The sequence below is a fragment of the Streptomyces griseorubiginosus genome, assembly GCF_017614965.1.
GTDB lineage: Bacteria > Actinomycetota > Actinomycetes > Streptomycetales > Streptomycetaceae > Streptomyces > Streptomyces griseorubiginosus_B.
Genome location: NZ_WVUG01000001.1, coordinates 23,452 through 45,823 on the forward strand (window position 1 = coordinate 23,452; position 22,372 = coordinate 45,823).

Here is a 22,372-nt window from a genome sequence, read left to right on the forward strand (position 1 = left end):
CGAGATCCCCCGCGACGTATCGGTCGCGGCGCCGGCCCGGTGTGCGAGCCCGCACCGGTCACCCGCTCGGAGGCTTGCTTCGGGCGTTTCTCGGTGGCGCTTGAATTCCGCCGAGATCCACTCGGTCGCTTCGCTTCCTTGGTCAACTGACCCGTAGTCATTGTGGAGTTCGTCTGTGGCCGGTGACCGGGCAAGGAGATCGACAAGTCGTCGGTCCGGATTGCGGACCAGTTGACCGCAGAATGGGTCGACTCTACGCTGAAGTCGCGGACGCGCGGCGCGAAGCGACCGCCTGACAACTCATGCCGCGGGGAGAGGCATGTCGAACGTGCTTCAGAGACCGGTGCCTGAAGAACGCTGTCAGAACCTGGCAGGGCCCCACATCGCCACGGCACAGGACGATCCGGATGCGGACGTCTTTCGACGTCGCTCGCCCCGGTGCTGCACCGGGTGTGCCTTGACGTGCAGTTGGGCCACGTCAAGGAGCAGGACGCCGGTGCCGCTGTGGCCGCCCTGCCACGGCCGGCCCGTTCATCACGAAACCGCGGCGGCCGGACGGCTGTGCTGCGGAGCCCATGTGCCACCCAGCCGCTGAAGGAGACGTGCATGTCTCAGTCCGCTTCCTCGGGACTTGACGAGGAATCCCTGGTGGAGCCTGAGAGGGTCCGCCTGACCGGAGTGCAGGCGCTGGCCCGTCTGCCGTTGGACATCATGCGGTGGGAGCGGAGCGAGGGGCGACGCACCGCCGGCTTCATCTCCGGCTACGAGGGGTCACCACTGGGCGGCTACGACCTCGAACTCGACCGTCACAAGGCCCTCCTGGACGAGTACGGCATCGTCTTCCAGCCGGGCGTCAACGAGGAGCTGGCCGCCACCGCCGTGCAGGGCAGCCAGCTCGCCGCGGCTTCGCCGGACCGCACCGTCGACGGCGTCATCGGTATGTGGTACGGCAAGTCGCCGGGACTGGACCGGGCGTCCGACGCGCTCCGCCACAACAACATGATGGGGGTGCCCGCGAACGGCGGTGCCCTGGTGTTCGTCGGTGACGATGCCGCCGCGAAGTCCTCGACCGTCCCGGGCGCCTCCGAGCGTCTGCTCGCCGATCTCGGCATACCCACCCTGTATCCGGCTGACCCGCAGCAGATCCTGGACCTAGGGATGCACGCCGCGGCGATGTCCCGGGCCAGCGGCCTGTGGGTGGCGCTGAAGATCTCCACCGATGTCGCCGACGGTTCTGCGACGGTCGACGTCAGCCCGGGGCGCGTTCGTCCCGTCGGGCCCCGGCGCGCCGTGGACCACGAGGTCACGGCGAAGCTGCTCCAGCCGACCCTGGGGATCCTGGAGAACAGCCGCGACGGAGAACGCCGTCAGGCGGCGCTCGACTACGCCGCGCGCAACCGGCTGGACGTCATCACCGGCCACGGCGCCGACGACCGTGTCGGCATCGTGGCGGCCGGACCCACCTTCCTCCACGTCCGGGAGGCCCTGCGCAGATTCGGGCTGTCGGAGGCCGACTTGGCGCACCACGGGATACGGCTGCTCCAGCTCGCCATGATCGACCCGTTGGAGCCGGGGATCGTCACCGAGTTCGCGGACGGGCTCGGCGAGGTCATCGTCGTCGAGGACAAACGCCCGTTCATCGAGACGGCCGTGCGTGACCTGCTCTACGGCCGCAACGGCGCGCCCAGGGTCGTCGGCAAGCGGGCCACGGGTACGGCGCCGCTGTTCACGCAGAGCGGCGAACTCTCCACGGATGCCATCGCCGACGCGCTGGCCAGGCGGCTGGCCGAACTCGGTGTTCCGGTGGCGCCGCCGGACGAGCGTCGGCCTGCCGCCGCTCGCCGGCAGCTGCCGTTGGTCACCCGCAGTCCGTACTTCTGCTCCGGCTGCCCGCACAACTCCTCGACGAAGGTGCCGGACGGTTCACTGGTGGGCGCCGGGATCGGGTGTCATGGCCTGGTTGCGATCATGGACCCTGGCCTGGTGGGAGACGTGACGGGCCTGACGCAGATGGGCGGCGAGGGAGCTCAGTGGATCGGCATGGGTCCGTTCGTCCGGCAGAACCACCTTCTGCAGAATCTCGGCGACGGCACCTTCCACCACTCGGGCAGCCTGGCGATCCGTGCGGCCGTCGCCGCCGGGTCGAACATCACCTACAAGGTGCTGTACAACTCGGCTGTGGCGATGACCGGCGGCCAGCATCCGGTCGGAGCGCTCACGGTCGCGGAGATGGCGCGCTCCCTGCTGGCCGAGGGCGTCGCGCGCATCATCGTCACCACCGAGGCACCCGAGCGCCACCGGCGCGGCGGTCTGCCGCGCGGAGTCGACTGCTGGCACCGTGACCGTCTGGAGGAGGCGCAGCGGACGCTGGCGGCCACCGCCGGGGTGACCGTTCTGATTCACGACCAGGAGTGCTCTACCGAGCTGCGCCGCAAACGGAAGCGGGGCAGGGCAGTCCAGCCGGCGCAACGCGTGATGATCAACGAGCGGGTGTGCGAGGGCTGCGGCGACTGCGGGGTCAAGTCCAACTGCCTGTCCGTGCAGCCGGTCGACACCGAGTTCGGCCGGAAGACGCAGATCGACCAGTCCACCTGCAACTTCGACTTCTCCTGTCTCGCCGGTGACTGCCCGGCCTTCATGACCATCACACCGAACCGGGAGAAACCCGCGAAGAGGCAGGCGCCGCGCATCGCCGCCGCCGTGCTCCCCGAGCCGAGGGTCATGTCCGCGGCAGCGCACACCACCCGGATCACCGGCATCGGAGGAACGGGTGTGGTCACCGTGTCCCAGATGCTCGCCACCGCGGCGACCCTGGCGGGCCGGTTCGTGCGCACGCTGGACCAGACCGGTCTGGCCCAGAAGGGCGGAGCCGTGGTGTCCGACATCAAGGTCTTCGAGCGGCCGACGCCCGAGTCCAACCGTGCCGGAGTGGGCGAGTGCGACCTGTACATCGGCTGCGACCTGCTCGTGGCGGCCGAGCCGCGCTGTCTGAAGGCCGCTGCCGCCGACCGCACGGTCGCCGTGGTCTCCACCTCCGCGGTGCCCACCGGCCGCATGGTCGCCGACCCGGGGACCACCTTCCCCGCCGTCGGCGAGGTGACCGCCCCGATCCTGGAGGCCACCCGCGCGGAGCACGCCGTTCTCCTGGACGCCCGTGACCTCGCCGTCACCCTGTTCGGCGACAGCCAGTACGCCAACATGCTCCTGGTCGGAGCCGCCTGCCAGGCGGGACGGCTGCCTGTCGGCCCCGAACACATCGAAGAGGCGATCCGGGGCGGCGGCGTCAAGGTGGAGGAGAACCTGCAGGCCTTCCGTCGCGGCAGGCAGGCGGTCGCCGCCCCGGCGGACTTCGAGGCGGCTCTGGACGCCCTGCGCGGGAGGCCGGTTCGCCGGCTCGCTCCGGACCAGTCCCGCGTCATCACCGCACTCGTGAAGACCAGCCCCGACTCTGTCCTCGCCCAGGTTCTCGGCGTCCGCGTCCCCGAACTCGTGGCGTACCAGAACCCTGCCTACGCCCGACGCTACGCGCTGTTCGTCGAACGGATCCGCGCCGCGGAGGCCGCCCGGGTACCAGGCAGCGAGCTGCTGGCGACGGCCGTCGCCCGCCACCTGTACAAGCTGATGGCCTACAAGGACGAGTACGAGGTCGCGCGCCTGTGCCTGGACGAAGACGTCGAGAACCGGACCCGGGCCGTGTTCGGCGCCGACGCCCGCATCGCGTACCGGCTGCACCCGCCCGTGCTGCGGGCCCTCGGCATGAAGAAGAAGATCAGTCTGGGCCCGTGGTCACGCCCCGTGTTGCGCGTGCTCGCCGCCTCGCGCTTCCTGCGGGGCACCGTCTGGGACCCCTTCGGACACACCGAGGTACGGCGGCTGGAACGGGAGCTGGTGGCGGAGTACCGGGACACCGTGGCGGCCGTCGCCGCCGCGCTCACCCCTGAAACCCATGCTCCCGCCATAGAGCTGGCCGAGCTTCCCGATGTCGTTCGGGGCTACGAGGAGGTCAAGTTGAGGAATGTGGCGCGATATCGCGAGCGGTTGGCGGAGCTGTCGGCCGAGCTTCTTGCGGGGCCGTCGACCGGTCCGCGGTCGGTGAGGCTCTGATGCGTGTGGTGATGGTGAACGAGTTCGGCGGTCCCGAGACGCTGACCGTGGTCGAGCGGCCCGAGCCGAGGCCGGGACCCGCCGACCTGGTGGTGCGCGTCGAGGCCGTGGGTGTGAACTTCCGCGATGTGATGGTGCGGCGCGGTGCCTACCCGGGGATGCCCGCACCGCCCCTGCCCGTGGGCGTCGAGGGCGCGGGCCTGGTCACCGAGGTGGGCAGCGATGTCACCGAGTTCGCCGTCGGTGACCGGGTGGCATGGGCCGACGTGGACGGCAGTTACGCGGAGACCGTCAAGATCCCGGAGGCGAGTGCGGTGCGCGTCCCGGCGAAGGTGTCGGCGCAACAGGCGGCGGCGGTGCTGGCGCAGGGCCTCACCGTGCACTACCTGGTGACCTCGGTCTGGCCGATCGCCGGGGGAGACAGCGCGCTCGTGCTGTCGGCGGCCGGTGGTGTGGGCCGCCTTCTGACACAGGCCCTGACCGCCCGCGGCACCAGGGTGCTGGCCGTGGTCTCGAGCGAGACGAAGGCCACATACGCGCGTTCTGCGGGCGCCGAACGTGTCCTGGTCGGCTATGACGAGATCGCCGCCGCTGCCCGGGACTTCACCGAAGGCCGCGGAGTCGACGTCGTGTTCGACAGCGTGGCGGGCGAGGGCTTCCCCTCAAGCCTCGCGAGTGTGCGCCCACGCGGCTGCGTCGTCCTTTACGGCGCCTCGAACGGTGAGCCCCCCTTGCTGGACGTGCGTCAACTCGGCCTCTCAGGCTCGGTCTTCCTCACCCGACCGCGACTCGCCGACTTCGTCACCACTCGCGCCGAGATGCTCGAACGCTCCGCGGAGCTGTTCCGCTGGCTGGCCGACGGCGTGATCGACCTGCACATCGGTGCCACCTATGCGCTGGACGCCGCCGGCGCCGCGCACAAGGCCCTGGAGTCCCGGGCCACCGTCGGCAAACTCGTGCTGCATCCCTGAACACGCGATCCATGTCAGAGCCGCAACCGAGAACGCTCAGGAGAGCAGGCACCATGCAGGGCCAGGTTTTCGACGAGCTGGGTTTCTATCTGCTCGCCGGTGACTCCGCCGGACCCGCTGAGCTCGTCGAGGAGGCGTGCCGAGGGGAGGAACTCGGGCTGGGCACAGCCTTCCTCGCGGAACGCTGGAAGATGAGCGCGGAAGCCGCCACACTGTCCGGCGCCGCGTGCAGTGTCACCACTCGTCTACGGGTCGGCACGGCGGCCACCAACCACAACCTGCGCCATCCCGTCGTCAACGCGTCCTGGGCGGCGACCATGCACCGGCTCTCGGGCGGGCGGTTCACGCTGGGGATCGGCGCCGGCGTGCGGCAGGTGTACCGATCCTTCGGCCTGCCACCCGTCACCACGGCGCAGATGCGCGACTGGGCGGGTCTGATGCGCCGTCTGTGGAACGGCGAGACCATCCGTGACCACAGTGGACCGGCGGGGGACTATCCGATCCTGCGGATCGGCTCCGACCCTCTCGAGACCCCCGTCCCCCTCGGCCTCGTGGCCTTCCATGACGACGACCTGGCACTCGGCGGCGAGGTCTTCGACGACGTCGTCCTGCACACGTTCCTCAGCGAGCAGGCCGTCGGGCACGCGGTCAGGACGGTGAACGACGCAGCGGAGGCCGCGGGACGGGACCCGGCCTCGGTCCGGGTCTGGTCGTGCCTGGTGACCGTGGGGGATCACCTTCCCGAGGAGGTCCGCCTGAGGAGGACCGTCGCCCGGCTGGCCAACTACTTGCAATACGTTGGCGACGAGTTCATAGAGGGCAACGGATGGGACCCGACGGCACTGCGCCGGTTCCGCGGTGACCCGTTGGTCTCGTCGTTCACCGAGCCGATCGAGGGCAAGGCGACGCCGGAGGAGATCCTGCGTATCGCCGAACTCCTTCCCACGGAATGGCTGGACACCTGCGCAACCGGTTCACCCCAGGAGTCCGCGGCGCGCATCCGGCGTGAGTTCGACCGCGGCGTCGACCGGGTGATCCTGCACGGCGCGACTCCCGACGAGCTGGAACCCGCCCTCGAGGCATACGGCGAGTGCCGAAACCGAGACGGGGAGGCCTCTTGACCACCCGGGTGATCTCGGTCTGACATGCGTCAGCGCTTGGAAGTGATCATCGATCAACTCGTGGCTGCCGGACGCATGGCGCCCATTCCGAAGCACGTCCTGTTCTTCGCCGTCATCCCCCCACTCTCCGGAATGGTGGATGTGCCGCTGGCGCGAGGCCTGGGGCGGCCCGAGGCCGCCTCGCCGCAACAGCTCAAGGAGACGTCGGAGGCGCCCGCGACGCTGGTGGTCAACGGACTGCTCGCTTCAGCGTCGCAGGTCGGCCCCTCGACCTGATCTGGCCCTGAAGACCTGTCGTCGCGGCGCTGGCCGTCGGCATGCGGAGCACGCCAGATCCGCCACAGAGCCGTCAGCCATGTTGCGAGGCGGTCTCGGCCGAGTCGGTCAGGCTCCGGAGGGCCACGGCACAGACCTGGAGGCTCCCGCGCAACGCCTCCACCGCCTCCGAGTCGAGCGCTCAGCATCTGGCACTCGATCCGGTCCGCCACCTCCTGGCACGCCGCAAGGCGGCGCTCCCCTTCGCCCGGAGCGCATGGGCGACGCGCGACGTCGGCAAGGGACGTCGTGGGAGCCGGCCGGCGGCTACTCGCGTCACACCGGCTGAGAGGGAACTCTCAGCTCGGCGTCCGCGATACCGGGGGACGTATGCAGGACCCCGAGCACCAGCTCTCGTGTCGACTCGACCAGATCGCGGGCACGGGACACGGCTTCGTCATGATCGCGCCGACGCATGAGAGCCACGATCTCCTCCCGTGCTCCCGTAACGGCGGTCAGCTTCGCCCCTTGGAGCGCCGCCACGTAGAAGCAGCGTGCGACGTCGGTACGCAGTCGTTCGTAGATGTCCGCGAGCCGACGGCTGCCCGTCATCCCGACGAGCAGCCCGAACCCCAGATCAAGCAATCCGTGCTCCCATTCCTGGCCGTCATGGACCCGCGCGGCCAGCTCGCTCGACTTCGCCTCGAACTCGTCGATCTGCTGATCGGTGGCGCGCTTGAAAGCCAGATCCACGATGGCCGGCCCCACGATCGCCCATGTGTCGAACAGGTCGGTGACGTCATCGATCGTGATGGGCGAGACGCGGTAGCCCACGCGCGGCACGGCGATCAGAAGGCCGTCATGACGCAGCCGGGCCATCGCGGTGCGAACCGGCCCCAGTCCCAGCCCCGTCAGCTCCGTGAGCTGTTTCTCGCTCACCCATTCTCCCGGCGGCAGTTTGCACTGCACGATGAGGCGGGTCAGAGACTCGTACGCGGATTCGCTCAGCGATCGGGGAGGCTCGGTCATGATGCAACGGTAGCCGCCACCAGGGGGTCGACCTGCGGGCATGTGGACAGGACGTATCACGCTCTGCGGGCCCGCCCGACCGATGCAGACGGGTGCGGACGGACGGGGGCTCACCGGAATGCGGGAATCACGTCCCTGCCCAGCAGCTTCACGGCCTCAAGAGACAGCTCGGGCGGCACCGCATCCGTGGACACGATCAGGTCGGCAATGCCCACGCCCGCTTCCTGCACGGTCCGCAACTGTTCCACCACCTTGTCCGGGGAGCCTGCGATCGGCTGCGGAGGTGGCATCTGCAGGGAGCCGCCGCCACCGGCGGACGCGCCACCGAAGCCGGCCTCCATCACCTCGGAAACGATGGAGAGGAAGGAGGGAGCCTGGCGCTCGGTCGGCGCGAGAATCCCATAGAGGTCACCGAAGTTGTACTTCTCGACCACCTCCCTGGCGTTGTCGTCCGTCTCCGCGACGTAGGCGAAGCCGCGCCAGAGCACGTCCTCGGGGCCGGGTCTCCACCCGTGGCGCTCGGCGGCCTCGTGAAAGGCGGCCACCGCCTGCGGAACGAACTCGACGGGAAGGAAGGACAGTCCGATCTTCAGTCGGTGCCTTGCGGCGAACTCGATGGAGGACGGGCTGTTGCCGGAGACCAGCACGGGCGGACGCGGGCGCTGCACGGGCTGGGGCCAGATCGACACCATGCGATGGCGGTAGTGCACGCCCTCCCAGCCGAACGGCTCGGGTTCGGACCAGGCCTTCAGCAGGAGTTCGACGCCCTCTTCGAACATCGCCTTGGACTCGCCGGGATTGTGACCGTACGTCGCGTACTCGTTGGGCGTGCCACGGAAGAGGCCGACCAGGAGGTTCCCACCGCTGAAGGTGTCGAGCATGGCAAGCTCTTCAGCCACCTGAACGGGGTTGTGCAGGGGCAGATCGACTCCAAGGATGGCGATCTTGGCGCGCTTGACCCGCTGGACGATGAGAGCGGCGGCCAACGCGGGGCTGGGGCACATCTGACGGGCCGCGTAGTGGTGCTCGGCCACGGAGATGTAGTCGAACCCGCCCGCGTCGGCGGCCTCGATGATCTCCATGTTCCGTTGCACCGACTTCAGACCGTACCGAGGGTCGAACTTCGAGGGCGACTGCGGCCAGCCCCTGGGTAGTTCTGGCGCGAAGTACGGCAGGGGCTGGAACAGGGAAAACTGCATGAGGGAGGCTCCTTGCCCGGTCAGCGGTTGATGACGGAGCTGGTGCGGGGGATGTGGAAACGCTCCTGACGTTCGACGAAGTCACTGACCAGTTCGGTGTAGGCCTCCGGCCGGTCCCCGGCGAGGTCGTGAGCCGCGTCGTACAACAGGGTGAAGACGCAGCGGGCGACAAGGCCCTTGAAGACAGAGCCCGACCTGGTGCCGACAACTCCGTCCCGTGTGCCATGCATGACCAGCGTGGGGACCCACAGTTGCTTGAGCGCCTCGGCGAGTTCCTCGTCGAACGCCGGGCCGACCAGACGCTCGACCAGGGGCCACACCCTGGCCTGGCGTTCGAGGTCGGGCGGCTTGATCTCCTTGCGCTCCGGATGAGCGTGAAAGGCGATCATGATCTGCTCCGGTGTCAGGGTTCCCATGTCGATCTCGGACCGGAAGGCCGCGGGCGCCTCCAGGACGAGAGCCGATACCCGGTCGGGGAACTGGACGGCCTGCCAGGAGGCGACCACGCCACCCATCGACGTACCCAGAAGGGCGTAGCCGTCGACGCCGATCCCCTCGACAGCGGCGGCGATGGTCACCGCCATCTCGCGAGCGTTCTTCGTCCGTTCGTTGATCTCGGCTCCGAACCCCGGGAACTCCAGGGCGATGACCCGGAAGCGCGTGGCCAGCAAATGGTGGGCCAGGGTCAGTTCGAGTCCGCCCGCGCCGTGCAGCATGACCAGGGGCTGACCGCCGCCGGCCTCGAGGTAGCGGATCGGAAAGCCGTCGGCGGTGATCAGGTGCTCGACGAACTCAGGGCTTTCAGCGGTGAGTTGTTGCGACTCGTCCATGGGGGCTCCTTTCACCGGTCGTCGTCGACCGGCGCGGCGGCAGGGCCGGGAGAGAGGCTGGAGATGGGCCGTGTCCTTGCCAACACCATGTGTTAACATTTTTAAAATGTCAAGCTAACATTTCAACGCCGTGCGGCCTGAGGATTCCCCCGCCGCACCACTGGACGAGATGAACTGGAAACAGGGATGGATGCAACGAACGACGACCGGGACGAACTGATGGCACGGGCGCGCCGGCAGGTCTGGATCGACGACCCGACGGCGGGCTTCGTCGATGCGGATACGTTCGAGGCCGAATCGCTCATCTGGCCGGACGAGCGCTGGAGTTCCGTCGTCTCGACCCACAGGTTCTCGTCGGAGAAGCGGGACGTCTGGGAGTACGTGTACACCCGTGAGACGAGCGAGCCGCTGCAGGTGCCGGTGGCCGTCGTGTGGGACAAGACGAACGAGGACCTGCGGGCGAGGGTCTACTACGACAAGGGGCACTTCGGACTGACGGAGCCCCGTCGGCCGATCGTCGGTCCGGAGAACGAGCCCCTGCCCGAGGAACTGGAGGCCTACCACATCGCGGTCAGCACCGGCGACCGGGCGGCGATGGAGAAGGTCTTCCATCCCGACGCCACATTCATGTCGCCCATCGGTCCGGTGTCCGCACAGCAGGCGATAGCCGCGTTCTCGAGCCCCGAGTTCGGCGGCCCCAACGGCCCCGGTGTGCCGCTCCAGTTGTGCACCGTCACCCCGGACGGCACGAGCTACGCGGCAGAGATCATCAGCTGGCGCCGACCTCCGCACGCGGCCCTGGGCATATACACCTTCCGGGAGGGACGGCTCGTCGACGCGCGCGTGTACGAAGGGCCGGTGAGGCGCTGACCGGGCGGGAACCGGACGACCACCGGTTCCTGCCCCTTGGCGCGTCGGCGAGCGGGGCCGTACTCGCCCCTGCTCCGCCGTGACGACGACCGCTCCGGCGCAGGCGCCGGTCGCCGTCACGGCGGTCAGGATCTGCGGGATCGCGGCGCACCGGTGTTCAGCCGCTGAGGCTGGGCGTGAGCACTTCGTGACGTTCCGTCAGTTGCCGGGATGGTGCTGTGCGTAGTGCCGGCGCAGCAGGTCCTTGCCGTAGTCGCCGCCGTTGGGAGTGCGCACGATGGTGTGCACGTGGAACGGCTCCGGTTCGTCGTTGTCGAGGAAGATGCCGGCGTGGTTGTCGTACTCGATCAGCACAACGGGGCTGTGCACCCGGTAGTAGAAGGGCGCGCCCTCGTCCCAGGTTCCGATCCATCCCACATGGGTGTCGTCGAGGAAACGCTCGACCTGGTTCCGGCGGTGCGCACGCGGATCCGGGGGCAGACTCTCCAAGTACGTATCCGTGAGCGACAACAGCAGCTCCCGCTGGCCCGGAGTCAGCTCGTCGCCGGCCAGCCCGACGTACGGCAGCACACGATTGTCGCGGCCGGCTCCCGTGCGGTGGCGGCCGTCGACGATGCCCGCCAGTTCGGGGGGAAGTTCCGCCGACAGCATCGAGCCGTACAGCAAAGCCCGGTCCCGCTGCGGCGCGCTGAGCGACGCCATGAACTCCCGGGCGCGTTGGCGGTGGTCGGGGAACACGGCGTCACCGCCGAACTCCACGCCCAGGAAGGCCGGTGTGAGGACCAACTGGCCGCCGACGAAGACCGCGTGCAGGTCGATGTGGTGGCCGGTCAGCTGCCAGCCCCACGGCTGCTCGACTGACGGCTCACCGAACAGCGTGAACCAGTAGCAGTACTCGGTGAGCGTGTCCGGGTACGTGCCGACCAGCTTGCCCAGTTCGGCGTTGAGACGCATCGCGTCGCGCAGCCGCTCGTATCCCGCGCAACTGATGGAGGCTTCGACCACGGACAGCGCGGCGTCACGCGCGGAGCCGGGCAACTCCTGCAACAGCAGGCCGTGTTCGGGGAACGTCAGAAAGGCGTTGGACCACATGCGCCATTCGGTGGCGTCGATCGGCAGCACACCAAGCGTCTGTTGCGCCGTCGTGAGCTGATCCAGATAACGCCGTGCCTGGTGTGCCGCCTTCTCGGTCGGGGCACCCTCGTCCGCAAGGGCGAACAGGTCGGTGAGGGGCTGCCCGTCGGTCGTGACCCCGACGAAGGGATCGCCGGCGGTTTCCGCCACCGGCGGCAGTTCCGCGTTCCCCACGAGCTTCATGATCGCCGCCACACCGGCGTCGTCGGAGAAGTCCACCGCGCCGCGCTTCAACGCCAGGTGTTCCGGACGCGGCCGGTACCCACCGTGCAGACTGCTCATGGCTGCCCCGCTCCCACCGGCTCGAAGACGGACTGCGGGCCGGTGGCGTCGTCACCGTTGGCGCTGAAGTCCACACCGCTGTCCCAGGGCTTGACCGGCTCGGGCGCGGGCGAGAGCACCGCCACGTGCTTCTCGGTCACCGTGCCGGTGTTGTACTGCCGGTGCGGTACTCCTGCCGGCAGGACGACGAGAGTGTTGGGACCCACTACGTGCTTCTCAAGGGCGACCTCGACGGTCAGCTCGCCCTCCAGCACCAGGTAGTACTGGTCGAAGGCGTGGATGTGGGTGCCCGGTCCGGCGCCGCCGGGAGCGACTTCCATGTAGTTGACGACGGTGTGCTTCGAGCCGGTGCCGGGACCGGCCAGCGGAAGCGACTTGAGACCCGGCAGCGGTTCCTGCAGCGCGTCGGGTTCGACGCGGCGGGTGTAACCGGCGAGGTCGGTGCGGTCGGTGGCCGGTACGTCCTCGGGGGAGTCCACCATGAGCGCGAGCTGGGCCATCGGCCCGGGGGCCGGTATCAGCATCTCGAAGTGGGTCTCGGCGCCAGGCCCGTCGTTCCAGTTGCGGTGTGCCAGGCCTGCCGGGATGAACACGAGAGTGCCCGCCTCGATGCGCTGGACCTCGTGGCCCAGCTGGACGTTCATCGTCCCCTCCATCAGGTAGTAGAGCTGGTCGACGTGGTGGTAGTGCAGCCCCGGGCCGCAACCGCCTTCCTCGATGTGGCTGTTGATGAGGATCGCGCTCTCCAGATGGGCGAGGAACTGGGCGCGATATCCCGGGAACCCCGTGTCGATGGCCTTGTCCGGATCGAAGGGGCGGACGTACTGCATGCGTGTTCGCGGCGTGATGGGCGACATCGCCTCACTCCTCCTCTGGGTGGCGTTCTCTTGCTGCGCGAGGGCCCACCGGGCGAGGGCCGTGCGATCGGCCGACGAAGACCGGAGCCCTCCGCGGGCATGGTGCGCATGCAGCGACATGGCGACCTCTCGCGCCGGTGATCACCACCGTATCCCCGAATGAACCATATCTCAGATCGCAACACAGAGGATCATAACTGTCAATAGAAATGTTTATTCTCAGCTTAGATATCTCTATGTTAGGTTCGGAGTGGCTCCATCGGGCATCGTCCGCGGTTCCTGGTGCCCGTCTGACTGGAAGGGACAGCAGCAGTGACATGGACATCACCGTCTGACTCGGAGAGTCGCCCAGCCGGAGGCAGTGCAGCAGTGGCAGTGGAACCCGCCCGTTTCCGTGACGTCCTCTCGGCCGTGCCCACCAGCGTGGTCGTGGTGACGGCAATTGACCGGGGTGAGCCGGTCGGCCTGGCGGTCGGCACCTTCCTCTCGGTGTCGTTGGATCCGCCGTTGGTCGGCTTTCTGCCCGCCGCGTCATCGACCAGCTTCCCGCGGATTCGCGATGCCGGTGCCTTCTGCGCCAACGTGCTCACCGTGAACCAACAGCACGTGTCCAAGGCGTTCGCCACGAGCGGGGCCGACAAGTTCGCCGGTCTCTCGTGGCGTCCGGCACCCGTGACCGGCTCGCCCGTGCTCGAAGGAGTGGCGGCGTGGATCGACTGCCGGATCTCGACGTTGCACGAGGCCGGAGACCACTTCATCGTGATCGGTGAAGTCGCCGATCTCGCCGCGGCTCCGGGGGAACAACCGCTGGTGTTTCACCGCAGCCGCTACATGGGTTCGGCCCCAGGGGACCAGGCCTCTCGCGGCGCGGTCACGCCACCTGCGCGGCCGGAGTAGCCGGGCGTTCCGCTCTCCCACATGACGGACTGGGGACGTTTCCCCGTCCCCTCGAAAGTGCCGAGCTCGTGGGCCGGGCATCGTGCCTTGATCACCGTGTGGTCACAGCGTGACTGCAGGAGGGGTTGACACCAATGAAGCTGCTCACCTATCGCGTCGGCGACAGAGTCTCGTTCGGCGTCCTGTCGGCCGACGGCGTCATCGACGGCGCCGAGGCGCTCGGCGGAGAGGCCACCTCCGTCCGCGAGCTGCTGGAACGGGACCTCGTGGGCCGGCTGGAGCAACTCAGTGCGGGTCGCGAGACCACCCACTCGCTGGCCGACATCGAGTACCTCCCGCCGGTTCCGGACCCCTCCAAAATCCTGTGCGTGGGTGTCAACTATGTCGACCACCGTGAGGAGACCGGGCATGTCGACAAGCCCGAACACCCCACTGTCTTCAGCCGGTTCGCCGACACCCAGGTCGGTCACGAACAGCTCGTCGTGCATCCGCCGAACACACGGCAGCTGGACTACGAAGGAGAGGTCGCCATCGTCATCGGACGCCATGTGTCGATGATCGAGACGGAGGCCGACGCGCGAGCGGCGATCGCCGGATTGTCGATCTACAACGATCTGAGCGCACGGGACTGGCAGCTGCACAACAGTCAGTGGCTGCCCGGCAAGAACTTCCTAGGTGTCGGTTCGTTCGGCCCCTGGCTGGTCACGACGGATGAGTTCGACGACCTCGGGTCCGTACGGCTCACCACGCGAGTCAACGGCGAGCTGCGGCAGGATGCCACACTGGATCAGCTCGTCTTCGACTTCACCGCCATTCTGGGGTACGTCACCGGCTTCACGTCCCTGGCGCCCGGCGACGTGATCGCCACCGGCACTCCGGGCGGTGTCGGGCTGGTCGCGAAACCGCCGCGCTTCCTCGTTCCCGGCGATGTGACCGAGATCGAGGTGTCTGGCGTCGGAGTCCTGCGGAACCGCATCGCCGCAGCGCAGGAGCGTTCACGATGAACCGACGTGCCTGGCGGCCCGCGCGCACCGTCCCTTCAGGACGCGCGTTCGATCTGTAGTGGAACCGACCGGATGGCCTGCGACTCTCGAAGAATCCGATAGATCTCCGTCGAACCCAGGCGGATCAGTTCGAGAATCGCTTCTCCCGCGCGCACACCGTCCCGGGCCACCATGGCCTCGAAAGCGGCGTCGCGCCATCGGACGTAAGCGGTGTCGAGGGGCTCGTGTTGTCGTAGTCCGAAATTGAGTATGCGTTCCACATGCGCCGCTAAGGGCATCGCCAATTCCGTCATCACGGGATTATGGCAAATCTGAACGAGATATCGAAACGGGTTGGCTCTGAAGTCGGGCCTGGCTTCCGACGCGGGACGGCCCGGCGCCCATGACGTCACCAATTCGCGCAGTGCGGCAATCTGCTCGTCGGTGGCATTTCTTGTGACCAGCGTCACCAGGCCCGGGGCGGTCAGCTCGAAGGTTTCGAGGATGTCGTGGACATGCTGCAGGGTCACTGGTGTGACCTGCCAGCCCTTGCGCTTCACCGGGCGCGTGAACCCAGCCGCCTCGAGGCGTTGCAGTGCCTGGATCGTCGGCGTTCGCCCCAGGCCGAGCTGTTCCGAAAGCTCGGAGGCCTTGATCCATGTGCCCGGTGCCAGTTCGCAGCGCACGATGCCTTCGCGCAGCGTCTCGTAGGCCTTTTCGCTCATCGGCCGTGCTTTGTTCGACGCGCTCTTCCCCTCTGCCATGGCCATATCATAAGGGAGTTCGGTCCGCAGTCGGACGGACTCACCTTGTTCTGACGGAATCACGGCGTAACGGGTCCAGTCTCGTTTCCTGGTGGTGAATATTGCGGAGCCCGGCGATTACGTGCGGCTGGTTTCGGTGGAGCGGCTCGGGTTTGTGAAGCGCCCGGGCTCGCGCCTGACAGCGACGTCGTCTCGGCCTGATGCCTGTGTCTCCGTGGAGCCGGCGGCATCACCGTCGGCGGCCGGGATCAGGTCAGGTCGGCGTTGACCGGGAGGGCCACGGCGATCGCTTCGGCGGCGAGGCGGACCTTTTCGCCGTAGGACATGAGGAGTTCGGGGGACATACGGCTCTTGGGGCCGGAGATCGAAAGCGAGGCGACCGGACGCCCGTGCCCGGGGCGGATGGCGGCGCCGACGGAGACGACACCCTCCTCGACCTCTTCCTGGCAGACGGCGAATCCGGCTTCATTGATGCCGTCCAGCTCGGTCCGCAGTCGCTCGGGGTCGGTGATCGTGTGCGGAGTGACCGCCTGAAGGCCGCCCTCGATGTACGCCTTCACCTCGTCCTGCGGCAGGGCGGCGAGGACGGCTTTGCCGTTCGACGTGGCGTGCAGCGGGCCCCGGGCCCCGAGGGGGGCCACCGCCCGGACGGGCTGGGGGCTGTCGACCCGCTCGACGAGGACGACGTCCCGGCCGGCCGGAACCATGAGGTGCACGGTCTCCCCGACTTCTGCGCCGAGGTCCCTCATCGTGGGCAGAGCGGCGGGCCGCAGTCCACCGCGGGCGGCGACTGCGCTGCCGACGACGAAGGTACGGACGCCGACCTGCCATCGGCCTGTGCTCGCCTGCTGCTCGATCCAGCCGGACTCCGCGAGTGTCGCCAGACTGCGCTGCACGGTGGTCTTGGGCAGGCCCAGGGTCCGCGTCAGCGCGCTGAGCCCGATCGGCTGGTTGACCGCCACGGCCTCGAGTACCCGCAGTGCCGTGGTGACGCTCCGCATCGTCCTGCCCTCGTTCGCAGCTGGTTGGTGCTTGTCCCTGTGATGGTGCCACATCGTCCGGGCGGTACACCGGGGTCACCGTGCACCGTGCGGTTCTGTCGAGACGGTGCGGTAACAAGGCCGGAGCACGTCTGCGCCCTCAGGGTCCGACAGTCGGCCGATCGTCCGCGCCGGGCCCGAGGAGGAGCGCAGCGGCAATCGGTCCACCCTTGACGCTCCCGGCTCCCGGACCTAACTTTGCCGCAGGTCCTCTTAGCGGTCCATCGGTCCGCACAATGGACCGAGCAGGAGAACGAAGGGCGCAATGGCAGCGACAGCGGAGTCCACCGAGCCCGGCCCGGCCTTCCTTCGGGGGGTGAGGGTCCTTGACGTGACCGGGGCCCTGGCCGGTCCTTACTGCACGACGATCCTGTCCGATCTGGGCGCGGACGTCCTAAAGATCGAACCGGTCACCGGAGACCGCCTGCGCGCGCGCCGGATGGGCCCGGACCACAGGTCCATCCCCTTCGACCTGACCCACCGTGACAAGGGCAGCCTCGCCGTCGACATGAAGTCGCCCGAGGGCGCCGACATCGTGCGAGCCCTGGCGCGGCGCAGTGACGTCCTGGTGGAGAACTTCCGGGCGGGCGCCATGGCGCGTCTGGGGCTGGGCTACGAGGACTTGCGCCCGGAGTGCCCCGACCTCGTCTACTGCTCCATCTCCGGCTTCGGACAGTTCGGGCCGATGCGCGACGCGAAGGGCATCGACCTGATCGCGCAGGCCTACAGCGGGCTGATGTCCGTCACCGGCACCACCGACGGGCGGCTCGCCAAGGCGGGGTTCCCCGTGTCGGACGTGGGGACCGGCATGTGGGGGGCGATCGGTGTCCTGGCCGCTCTGTTGCGTGCCCGCGCCGGGGGCGGTGGTGCGTACATCGACGTCGCGCTCGCGGACTCGGTGGCCGCCTGGTCGCTGTGGGAGGTCGCCGACTACGTGGCGACCGGCGTGGAACCGGCCCCCCTCGGCACGGCACACCGCCTGGCCGCGCCGTACGAGGCGTTCACCTGCCAGGACGGCGCCACCCTCGTCCTCGGTGCGGTCGACCGGGCGTGGGAGGCCCTGTGTGCCGTCCTGGAGCTCGACCTGCGCGACGATCCGCGTTTCGCCACGGAGTACGAGCGCTTCCTGCACCGGGCGCCCCTGGCGGAGATCATTCAGGCGCGCTTCGCCAGGGCTCCGCGCGATCACTGGATGGGTCTGCTCCGTGCGGCCGGCGTGCCCTGCGGCCCGGTCAACGGTATCGGGGACATCCTCATCGACGAACAGTTCGCCGCGCGCGGCCTGTTCGTGCACGACTCCGAGCGCTTCGGAGAACCGACGATCGTCAACACTCCCATCGTCGCCGACGGCGCGCCGCGCGCCCGCGGCCGCGCCCCCGGGGTGGGCGCGAGCTCGCGCGCGGTCCTCGCCGAACTCGGATACGACGACCAGCGGGTGGCCGCCCTGGTCGAAGACGGTGTCGTCGGCGTGCCGGACGCCGGCGCCACGACCGGCGCCGCTTCCGCGAGGACGGCAACGGCCGCCTCGGCCCCCCGCGCCGCCGAGGCGCAGAAATGAGTCAGGAGGCACCTTCATGATCATTCCGACGCGCGTGTCACCCGCGAACTGGACGCAAGGTCTCGGTCTCGCCCGGGTCCTGCACGGTGGCGAACCCATGGTCGTGCTGCGGCGGCACGGAGCGACCCAGGCACGCCTCGCTCTCGTGGACGACGACACCTTCGACGACCTGCCCGCGCTCCTCGAAGCGGCCGAGGGAGACCCGGCGGCCATCAGTGCCGGCGCTGTGATCGACGCGCCGGACAGTCTGCTGATGAGCCCGGTCGGACGTCCAGGGAAGATCATCTGCGTCGGTCAGAACTACCTCGCACACGTGCGTGAGGGCGGCCGCGACGCGGGACCGGCTCGCCCCGACCTTTTCGCGAAGTGGCACACCTCGCTGGCGGCGCCTTTCGCCGAGCTTGCGCTGCCACCGGAGTCGGACCAGATCGACTACGAGAGCGAGCTCGCCGTGGTCATCGGTGTCCGGGGGCGTCGCATCGCGATCGAGGACGCGGAGAGCATCGTGTTCGGTTACACCGCCGCCAATGACGTCTCGGTCCGGGACTTCCAGTTCCACACCTCGCAGCGGACCGCCGGCAAGGCGTGGGACGGACTCACTCCTCTCGGTCCGGTCGTCGTCCCGGCCGCGCAGCTCGGCGGCGTCCGGCCCGACCTGGGCATTGCCGGCACCCTCGACGGGATGGTGCTCCAGGACGACCGCACCTCCCAACTCATCTTCGGCATACCTGAGTTGCTGGCCTACATCACCACTGTCATGACTCTGGAGCCCGGCGACTTGATCCTTACCGGCACCCCGGCGGGGGTGGGCTTCGCCCGCGAGCCGAAGGTCCTGCTGCGCCACGGCTCGGAGTTCGAGGTGCGCATCGAGGGCATCGGTGCACTGCGCAACCGCTTCGTGGACGAGAAGGCCGGATGACCATGGCGAACGTGAACTCCTCACCACGGATCCGCACGGAGGTACGGGACGCCGTCGGCACCGTGGAGATCAGCAACCCGGCACGGCACAACGCGCTCTCCGTGGCGATGATGACCGAACTCGCCGTCGCCCTGCAGGCGATGGACGAGGACACGCGCGTACGCGTGGTCGTCCTCCGCGGCGCCGGCGAACGGGCCTTCGTCTCCGGCGCGGACATCAGCGAGTTCCCGGGCCGGGGGGACGGTGCCGCACGACAGGCGGCGGACGAGGCGGCAACGACGCTGTTCGCGCAATTGTCCGCCCTCTCCGTGCCGGTCATCGCCCGCATCCACGGCTACTGCCTGGGGGCCGGCATGGCCCTCGCCCTGGGCTCGGACCTCCGCTACGCCGACACCAGCGGCGTGCTGGCCATCCCCGCCGCCCGCCTGGGTGTCGGTTACCCCCTGGAACAGACCGCCGCTCTCGTCCAGACCGTGGGGCCGGCCGCCGCGAGCGACCTGCTGTTCACCGGACGGCGGCTGCCGGCTGCCGAGGCGTACGCCATGGGACTGGTGGACCGGGTCGTCGAACCCGACGAGCTGGGAAAGGTCGTCGACGAGCTCGCCGCCACCATCGCTGCGAACGCGCCGCTTTCCATCCGCGCCGCCAAGGCGTCCATCCGGGCCGTCCGGCGTCTCAGCGAAGGCGACGTAGCGGCAGGCACCGCCGCGTTGGACCTGGCACACGAGGCTGTGGCCCGCTGCGGTACCTCCAATGACCTCCGCGAAGGCGCCCTCGCCTTCCTCGACAAGCGGCTCCCGCACTTCACGGGCAGCTGACACCCACCGCACGACCGACGACGGGAGCATCCCTGGCATGGGGACATCACTGAAGGGCCGGACCGTCGTGATGTCCGGCGGCAGCCGGGGCATCGGGCTCGCCATCCTCACCGCCGCCGCCCGTGAGGGCGCCAACGCGGTGTTCCTGGCCAAGACCGACACTCCCGATCCGAGGCTGCCGGGCACCGTGCACACGGCGGTCGCCGAGATCGAGGCGGCCGGCGGCTCCGCCGTCGCCGTGGTCGGTGACGTCCGCGACCAGGCCGATGTCGAGCGCGCGGTCGCCACCGCCCTCGACCGGTTCGGGGGCGTCGACATCTGCGTCAACAACGCCGGCGCCCTCGATGTGCGGGGCACCGAGGAACTGCCCCTCAAGCGCTTCGACCTCATGCAGTCGATCAACACGAGGGGCACCTTCGCACTGACCCGGGCCTGCCTGCCGTATCTGAAACGCTCCGACCACGCCCACATCCTCACCCTGTCGCCGCCGCTCAACCTCGCCCCGCGCTGGCTCGGCGCCCACCCCGGCTACACCCTCTCCAAGTACGGCATGACCCTGCTCACCCTCGGCTGGGCGGCCGAGTTCGCCGACCACGGCATCGCCGCGAACTGCCTGTGGCCGCAGACCATGATCGCGACCGCCGCCGTGTCCAACGTCCTCGGTGGCGAGAGCGCCTCTCGGTCACGGAGCCCGGAGATCATGGCGGACGCGGCCCTGGCTGTCCTCTCCCGGCCGCCGCACGAGCAGACCGGCGAGACCCTCGTCGACGCCGACGTCCTGGTCGAAGCCGGCGTCACGGATCTTGCCCGCTACGGCGGCGGACGGGATCCGGAGTTCGACCTCTTCGTGGATCCGCCGCTGACCGGGTGATCGCCCAGGCAGGGTGACTGGTCGGCGTCGGGCGGGTCGCGCACGCACGACCGCGCGCAGCCGTTGCGACCAGCCGCGCGAAGGTTTCAGAACCACGTGTCGTCGGTGTCCACCGTCGTGGTGTCGAGACGCGCGAGCAGGTCGAACTGCGGGCCCGTGTGGGGCAGTTCGTAACGGAAGAAGTAGCGGCAGGCCTGCCGCTTGCCCCGCCGGAGGGAATCGCCGCCGTCACCGGCCGCGAGGAACTGTTCCAGCCATGTCCAGGCCACCACGACGTGGCCGGCGGCTTCCAGATACGTCGAGGCGTTGGCCAGACGGACACCGGCGGGCACATCGGCGGTGTGGATCGTCCCGGTCACCTCGACGAGCCGCGTGAGGGCGTGATCGAGAGCGACCGCAAGACCAGCTGCCTCCCCACCGACCGCACGGGCCCGCCGGATCGTGGCCCGCAGAAGCGCTTCGAGAGCGGCGAGCGCGGCCCCGCCGTCCATGACCACCTTGCGACCCAACAGGTCGATCGCCTGGATTCCATGGGTCCCCTCATGGATGGGGTTGAGCCGGTTGTCCCGGTAGTGCTGCTCCACGTCGTACTCGCGGGTGTAGCCGTAGCCGCCGTGGATCTGGATCGCCAGGTCGTTCGCGCGCAGGCACCACTGGGACGGCCAGCTCTTCGCGATCGGCGTCAGGACCTCCAGCAGCAGACGGGCCTGTGCCCGTGACGCGTCGTCGGCCGCGCTGTGCTCCTCGTCGAGGAGCTTGCCGCAGTAGAGGACGAGTCCCAGCGCCCCCTCGACATAGGACTTCTGGGCGAGGAGCATGCGCCGCACGTCGGCGTGCTCGATCAGGGACACCGGCGGCGCGGAACGGTCCTTCGTCCCTGCGGGACGTCCCTGGACGCGGGTACGGGCGTACGCGAGGGACTTCAGGTAGCCGGTGTATCCCAGTGCCGTCGCGCCCGCACCGACACCGATCCGCGCCTCGTTCATCATGTGGAACATGGCTCGCAGACCCTGATGCGGCGCGCCCACGAGGTGGCCGACGGCGCCCGCCTCGCCGCCGGGCCGGTATCCGCCCTCGCCGAAGTTCAGCAGCGTGTTCGTCGTACCGCGGTACCCCATCTTGTGGTTCAGCCCGGCGAGAACCACGTCGTTGCGCTCGCCCGGCGAGCCGTCGCCCGCCACCAGGTACTTGGGCACGAGGAAGAGCGAGATGCCCTTCACCCCGGGCGGGCCGCCCGGGATCTTCGCCAGCACCAGATGGACGATGTTCTCGCCCAACTCGTGGTCACCGCCGGAGATCCACATCTTGTTGCCGAAGATGCGGAAGGAGCCGTCGTCGCGGGGCTCGGCGCGGCAGGTGATGTCGGCGAGCGAGGATCCGGCCTGCGGTTCGGACAGGCACATGGTGCCGTGGTAGCGGCCCTCGAGCATGGGGCGGACATAGGTGTCCACCTGGTCGTCGCTGCCGTGTGCGAGCAGCAGGTTGGCGCCTGCGACCGTCAGCATGGCGTACGCCCATGTGCTGATGTTCGCCGCCTGGAACCAGAGGAAACAGGCCGTCTGGACGACCTGCGGGAGCTGCAGGCCCCCGACACCGGCATCCATGCCCCCGCTGAGCAGTCCGGCGTCCGCGACCGTGTCGAGGGCGGTCTTGACGTCGGGCGGCAGCACGGCCCGGCCGTCGACCATCCTCGGTTCCTGCTCGTCGTTCAGTCTGTTGTGCGGAGCGAAGCGTTCCGCCGCGATCTCCGCGCAGAGGTCGAGAACGGCGTCGAACGTCTCCCGCGTGTGGTCGGAGTACCGCTCGCGCTTGGTGAGCGCCTCCACGTCGAGTCAGTAGTACAGCGCGAACTCCAGGTCAGGGCGGGACA

At 68.9% G+C, this 22,372-nt stretch carries 19 protein-coding genes; 11 read left to right on the forward strand and 8 right to left on the reverse strand.

Translation table 11 applies throughout. The features are described from left to right. The first annotated feature begins 561 nt into the window (after positions 1 to 561). The 4 genes from GRC12_RS00125 to GRC12_RS00140 are packed head-to-tail and all read left to right on the forward strand — an operon-like array spanning position 562 to position 6,472. Positions 562 to 4,104: an indolepyruvate ferredoxin oxidoreductase family protein gene (locus tag GRC12_RS00125; protein WP_308286427.1), complete on the forward strand. Its 3,543-nt coding sequence runs from the start codon at positions 562 to 564 to the stop codon at positions 4,102 to 4,104. Next, entirely contained in the window at positions 4,104 to 5,075 is a 972-nt protein-coding gene (locus tag GRC12_RS00130) for a quinone oxidoreductase family protein (RefSeq protein WP_208776519.1), read from the forward strand. Before GRC12_RS00125 ends, GRC12_RS00130 begins: the two co-directional genes overlap by 1 nt. Positions 5,076 to 5,128: 53 nt before the next feature. After that, positions 5,129 to 6,196: a TIGR03857 family LLM class F420-dependent oxidoreductase gene (locus GRC12_RS00135; protein ID WP_208776520.1), complete on the forward strand. Its 1,068-nt coding sequence runs from the start codon at positions 5,129 to 5,131 to the stop codon at positions 6,194 to 6,196. A gap of 36 nt (positions 6,197 to 6,232) precedes the next feature. Beyond that, entirely contained in the window at positions 6,233 to 6,472 is a 240-nt protein-coding gene (locus tag GRC12_RS00140) for a hypothetical protein (RefSeq protein ID WP_244371817.1), read from the forward strand. Positions 6,473 to 6,787: 315 nt separating this feature from the next. On the opposite strand, the gene GRC12_RS00145 is transcribed toward GRC12_RS00140, so the two are convergent. The 3 genes from GRC12_RS00145 to GRC12_RS00155 all read right to left on the reverse strand — a co-directional run bounded on the left by GRC12_RS00145 (position 6,788) and on the right by GRC12_RS00155 (position 9,509). Further along, positions 6,788 to 7,480 (reverse strand): GntR family transcriptional regulator, encoded by a 693-nt coding sequence (locus tag GRC12_RS00145; protein WP_208776521.1) that lies wholly within the window; start codon positions 7,478 to 7,480, stop codon positions 6,788 to 6,790. A 110-nt stretch (positions 7,481 to 7,590) separates the two neighbouring features. Beyond that, positions 7,591 to 8,679, reverse strand: a complete 1,089-nt coding sequence (locus GRC12_RS00150) for an LLM class flavin-dependent oxidoreductase (protein ID WP_208776522.1) — start codon at positions 8,677 to 8,679, stop codon at positions 7,591 to 7,593. A 20-nt stretch (positions 8,680 to 8,699) separates the two neighbouring features. Beyond that, positions 8,700 to 9,509 carry an alpha/beta fold hydrolase gene (locus GRC12_RS00155; RefSeq protein ID WP_208776523.1) on the reverse strand — a complete coding sequence of 270 codons (810 nt, stop codon included), beginning with the start codon at positions 9,507 to 9,509 and terminating at the stop codon, positions 8,700 to 8,702. 186 nt (positions 9,510 to 9,695) lie between these two features. Between GRC12_RS00155 and GRC12_RS00160 the strand changes: the two genes are divergently transcribed. Further along, the gene (locus tag GRC12_RS00160) at positions 9,696 to 10,379 is read left to right on the forward strand and encodes a nuclear transport factor 2 family protein (protein WP_208776524.1); all 684 of its coding nucleotides are present in this window, start codon (positions 9,696 to 9,698) and stop codon (positions 10,377 to 10,379) included. Positions 10,380 to 10,577: 198 nt separating this feature from the next. Here the strand turns inward: GRC12_RS00160 and GRC12_RS00165 are convergent, their stop codons facing one another. Beyond that, positions 10,578 to 11,795 (reverse strand): DUF3500 domain-containing protein, encoded by a 1,218-nt coding sequence (locus tag GRC12_RS00165; protein WP_208776525.1) that lies wholly within the window; start codon positions 11,793 to 11,795, stop codon positions 10,578 to 10,580. Then, a complete protein-coding gene (locus GRC12_RS00170) occupies positions 11,792 to 12,652 on the reverse strand; it encodes a cupin domain-containing protein (RefSeq protein ID WP_208776526.1) in 861 nt (286 codons plus the stop codon). Before GRC12_RS00170 ends, GRC12_RS00165 begins: the two co-directional genes overlap by 4 nt. A gap of 411 nt (positions 12,653 to 13,063) precedes the next feature. Here GRC12_RS00170 and GRC12_RS00175 point away from each other — a divergent pair, with 411 nt between their 5' ends. Next, positions 13,064 to 13,549 (forward strand): flavin reductase family protein, encoded by a 486-nt coding sequence (locus GRC12_RS00175; protein ID WP_308286422.1) that lies wholly within the window; start codon positions 13,064 to 13,066, stop codon positions 13,547 to 13,549. A gap of 134 nt (positions 13,550 to 13,683) precedes the next feature. After that, the gene (locus tag GRC12_RS00180) at positions 13,684 to 14,553 is read left to right on the forward strand and encodes a fumarylacetoacetate hydrolase family protein (protein ID WP_208776527.1); all 870 of its coding nucleotides are present in this window, start codon (positions 13,684 to 13,686) and stop codon (positions 14,551 to 14,553) included. Between the two features lie 35 nt (positions 14,554 to 14,588). Here the strand turns inward: GRC12_RS00180 and GRC12_RS00185 are convergent, their stop codons facing one another. Next, the gene (locus GRC12_RS00185) at positions 14,589 to 15,296 is read right to left on the reverse strand and encodes a GntR family transcriptional regulator (RefSeq protein WP_208776528.1); all 708 of its coding nucleotides are present in this window, start codon (positions 15,294 to 15,296) and stop codon (positions 14,589 to 14,591) included. Between the two features lie 248 nt (positions 15,297 to 15,544). Next, a complete protein-coding gene (locus GRC12_RS00190; RefSeq protein ID WP_208776529.1) occupies positions 15,545 to 16,297 on the reverse strand; it encodes an IclR family transcriptional regulator in 753 nt (250 codons plus the stop codon). A 304-nt stretch (positions 16,298 to 16,601) separates the two neighbouring features. On the opposite strand from GRC12_RS00190, the gene GRC12_RS00195 reads away from it, so the two are divergent. From GRC12_RS00195 to GRC12_RS00210, 4 genes are read left to right on the forward strand one after another with little or no spacing between them, the layout of a single operon-like run. Continuing rightward, positions 16,602 to 17,894, forward strand: a complete 1,293-nt coding sequence (locus GRC12_RS00195; RefSeq protein WP_244371818.1) for a CaiB/BaiF CoA transferase family protein — start codon at positions 16,602 to 16,604, stop codon at positions 17,892 to 17,894. A gap of 16 nt (positions 17,895 to 17,910) precedes the next feature. Beyond that, positions 17,911 to 18,813: a fumarylacetoacetate hydrolase family protein gene (locus tag GRC12_RS00200; protein WP_208776531.1), complete on the forward strand. Its 903-nt coding sequence runs from the start codon at positions 17,911 to 17,913 to the stop codon at positions 18,811 to 18,813. Then, positions 18,810 to 19,631, forward strand: coding sequence for an enoyl-CoA hydratase-related protein (locus GRC12_RS00205; RefSeq protein ID WP_208776532.1), 822 nt, complete (start codon positions 18,810 to 18,812; stop codon positions 19,629 to 19,631). Before GRC12_RS00200 ends, GRC12_RS00205 begins: the two co-directional genes overlap by 4 nt. A gap of 37 nt (positions 19,632 to 19,668) precedes the next feature. After that, positions 19,669 to 20,502 carry an SDR family oxidoreductase gene (locus tag GRC12_RS00210; RefSeq protein WP_208776533.1) on the forward strand — a complete coding sequence of 278 codons (834 nt, stop codon included), beginning with the start codon at positions 19,669 to 19,671 and terminating at the stop codon, positions 20,500 to 20,502. 86 nt (positions 20,503 to 20,588) lie between these two features. On the opposite strand, the gene GRC12_RS00215 is transcribed toward GRC12_RS00210, so the two are convergent. Then, positions 20,589 to 22,328: an acyl-CoA dehydrogenase gene (locus GRC12_RS00215; RefSeq protein ID WP_308286423.1), complete on the reverse strand. Its 1,740-nt coding sequence runs from the start codon at positions 22,326 to 22,328 to the stop codon at positions 20,589 to 20,591. Positions 22,329 to 22,372 lie beyond the last annotated feature (44 nt).

Excerpts from the sequence above, each read along its gene's own strand:
- GRC12_RS00160 (WP_208776524.1), top strand. The coding sequence starts at position 9,696 with ATGGATGCAACGAACGACGACCGGGACGAACTGATGGCACGGGCGCGC.
- GRC12_RS00195 (WP_244371818.1), top strand. The coding sequence starts at position 16,602 with ATGGCAGCGACAGCGGAGTCCACCGAGCCCGGCCCGGCCTTCCTTCGG.
- GRC12_RS00150 (WP_208776522.1), bottom strand. The coding sequence starts at position 8,679 with ATGCAGTTTTCCCTGTTCCAGCCCCTGCCGTACTTCGCGCCAGAACTA.
- GRC12_RS00165 (WP_208776525.1), bottom strand. The coding sequence starts at position 11,795 with ATGAGCAGTCTGCACGGTGGGTACCGGCCGCGTCCGGAACACCTGGCG.
- GRC12_RS00155 (WP_208776523.1), bottom strand. The coding sequence starts at position 9,509 with ATGGACGAGTCGCAACAACTCACCGCTGAAAGCCCTGAGTTCGTCGAG.
- GRC12_RS00205 (WP_208776532.1), top strand. The coding sequence starts at position 18,810 with ATGACCATGGCGAACGTGAACTCCTCACCACGGATCCGCACGGAGGTA.
- GRC12_RS00135 (WP_208776520.1), top strand. The coding sequence starts at position 5,129 with ATGCAGGGCCAGGTTTTCGACGAGCTGGGTTTCTATCTGCTCGCCGGT.
- GRC12_RS00185 (WP_208776528.1), bottom strand. The coding sequence starts at position 15,296 with ATGGCAGAGGGGAAGAGCGCGTCGAACAAAGCACGGCCGATGAGCGAA.
- GRC12_RS00170 (WP_208776526.1), bottom strand. The coding sequence starts at position 12,652 with ATGTCGCCCATCACGCCGCGAACACGCATGCAGTACGTCCGCCCCTTC.
- GRC12_RS00190 (WP_208776529.1), bottom strand. The coding sequence starts at position 16,297 with ATGCGGAGCGTCACCACGGCACTGCGGGTACTCGAGGCCGTGGCGGTC.
- GRC12_RS00130 (WP_208776519.1), top strand. The coding sequence starts at position 4,104 with ATGCGTGTGGTGATGGTGAACGAGTTCGGCGGTCCCGAGACGCTGACC.
- GRC12_RS00210 (WP_208776533.1), top strand. The coding sequence starts at position 19,669 with ATGGGGACATCACTGAAGGGCCGGACCGTCGTGATGTCCGGCGGCAGC.
- GRC12_RS00145 (WP_208776521.1), bottom strand. The coding sequence starts at position 7,480 with ATGACCGAGCCTCCCCGATCGCTGAGCGAATCCGCGTACGAGTCTCTG.
- GRC12_RS00200 (WP_208776531.1), top strand. The coding sequence starts at position 17,911 with ATGATCATTCCGACGCGCGTGTCACCCGCGAACTGGACGCAAGGTCTC.
- GRC12_RS00180 (WP_208776527.1), top strand. The coding sequence starts at position 13,684 with ATGAAGCTGCTCACCTATCGCGTCGGCGACAGAGTCTCGTTCGGCGTC.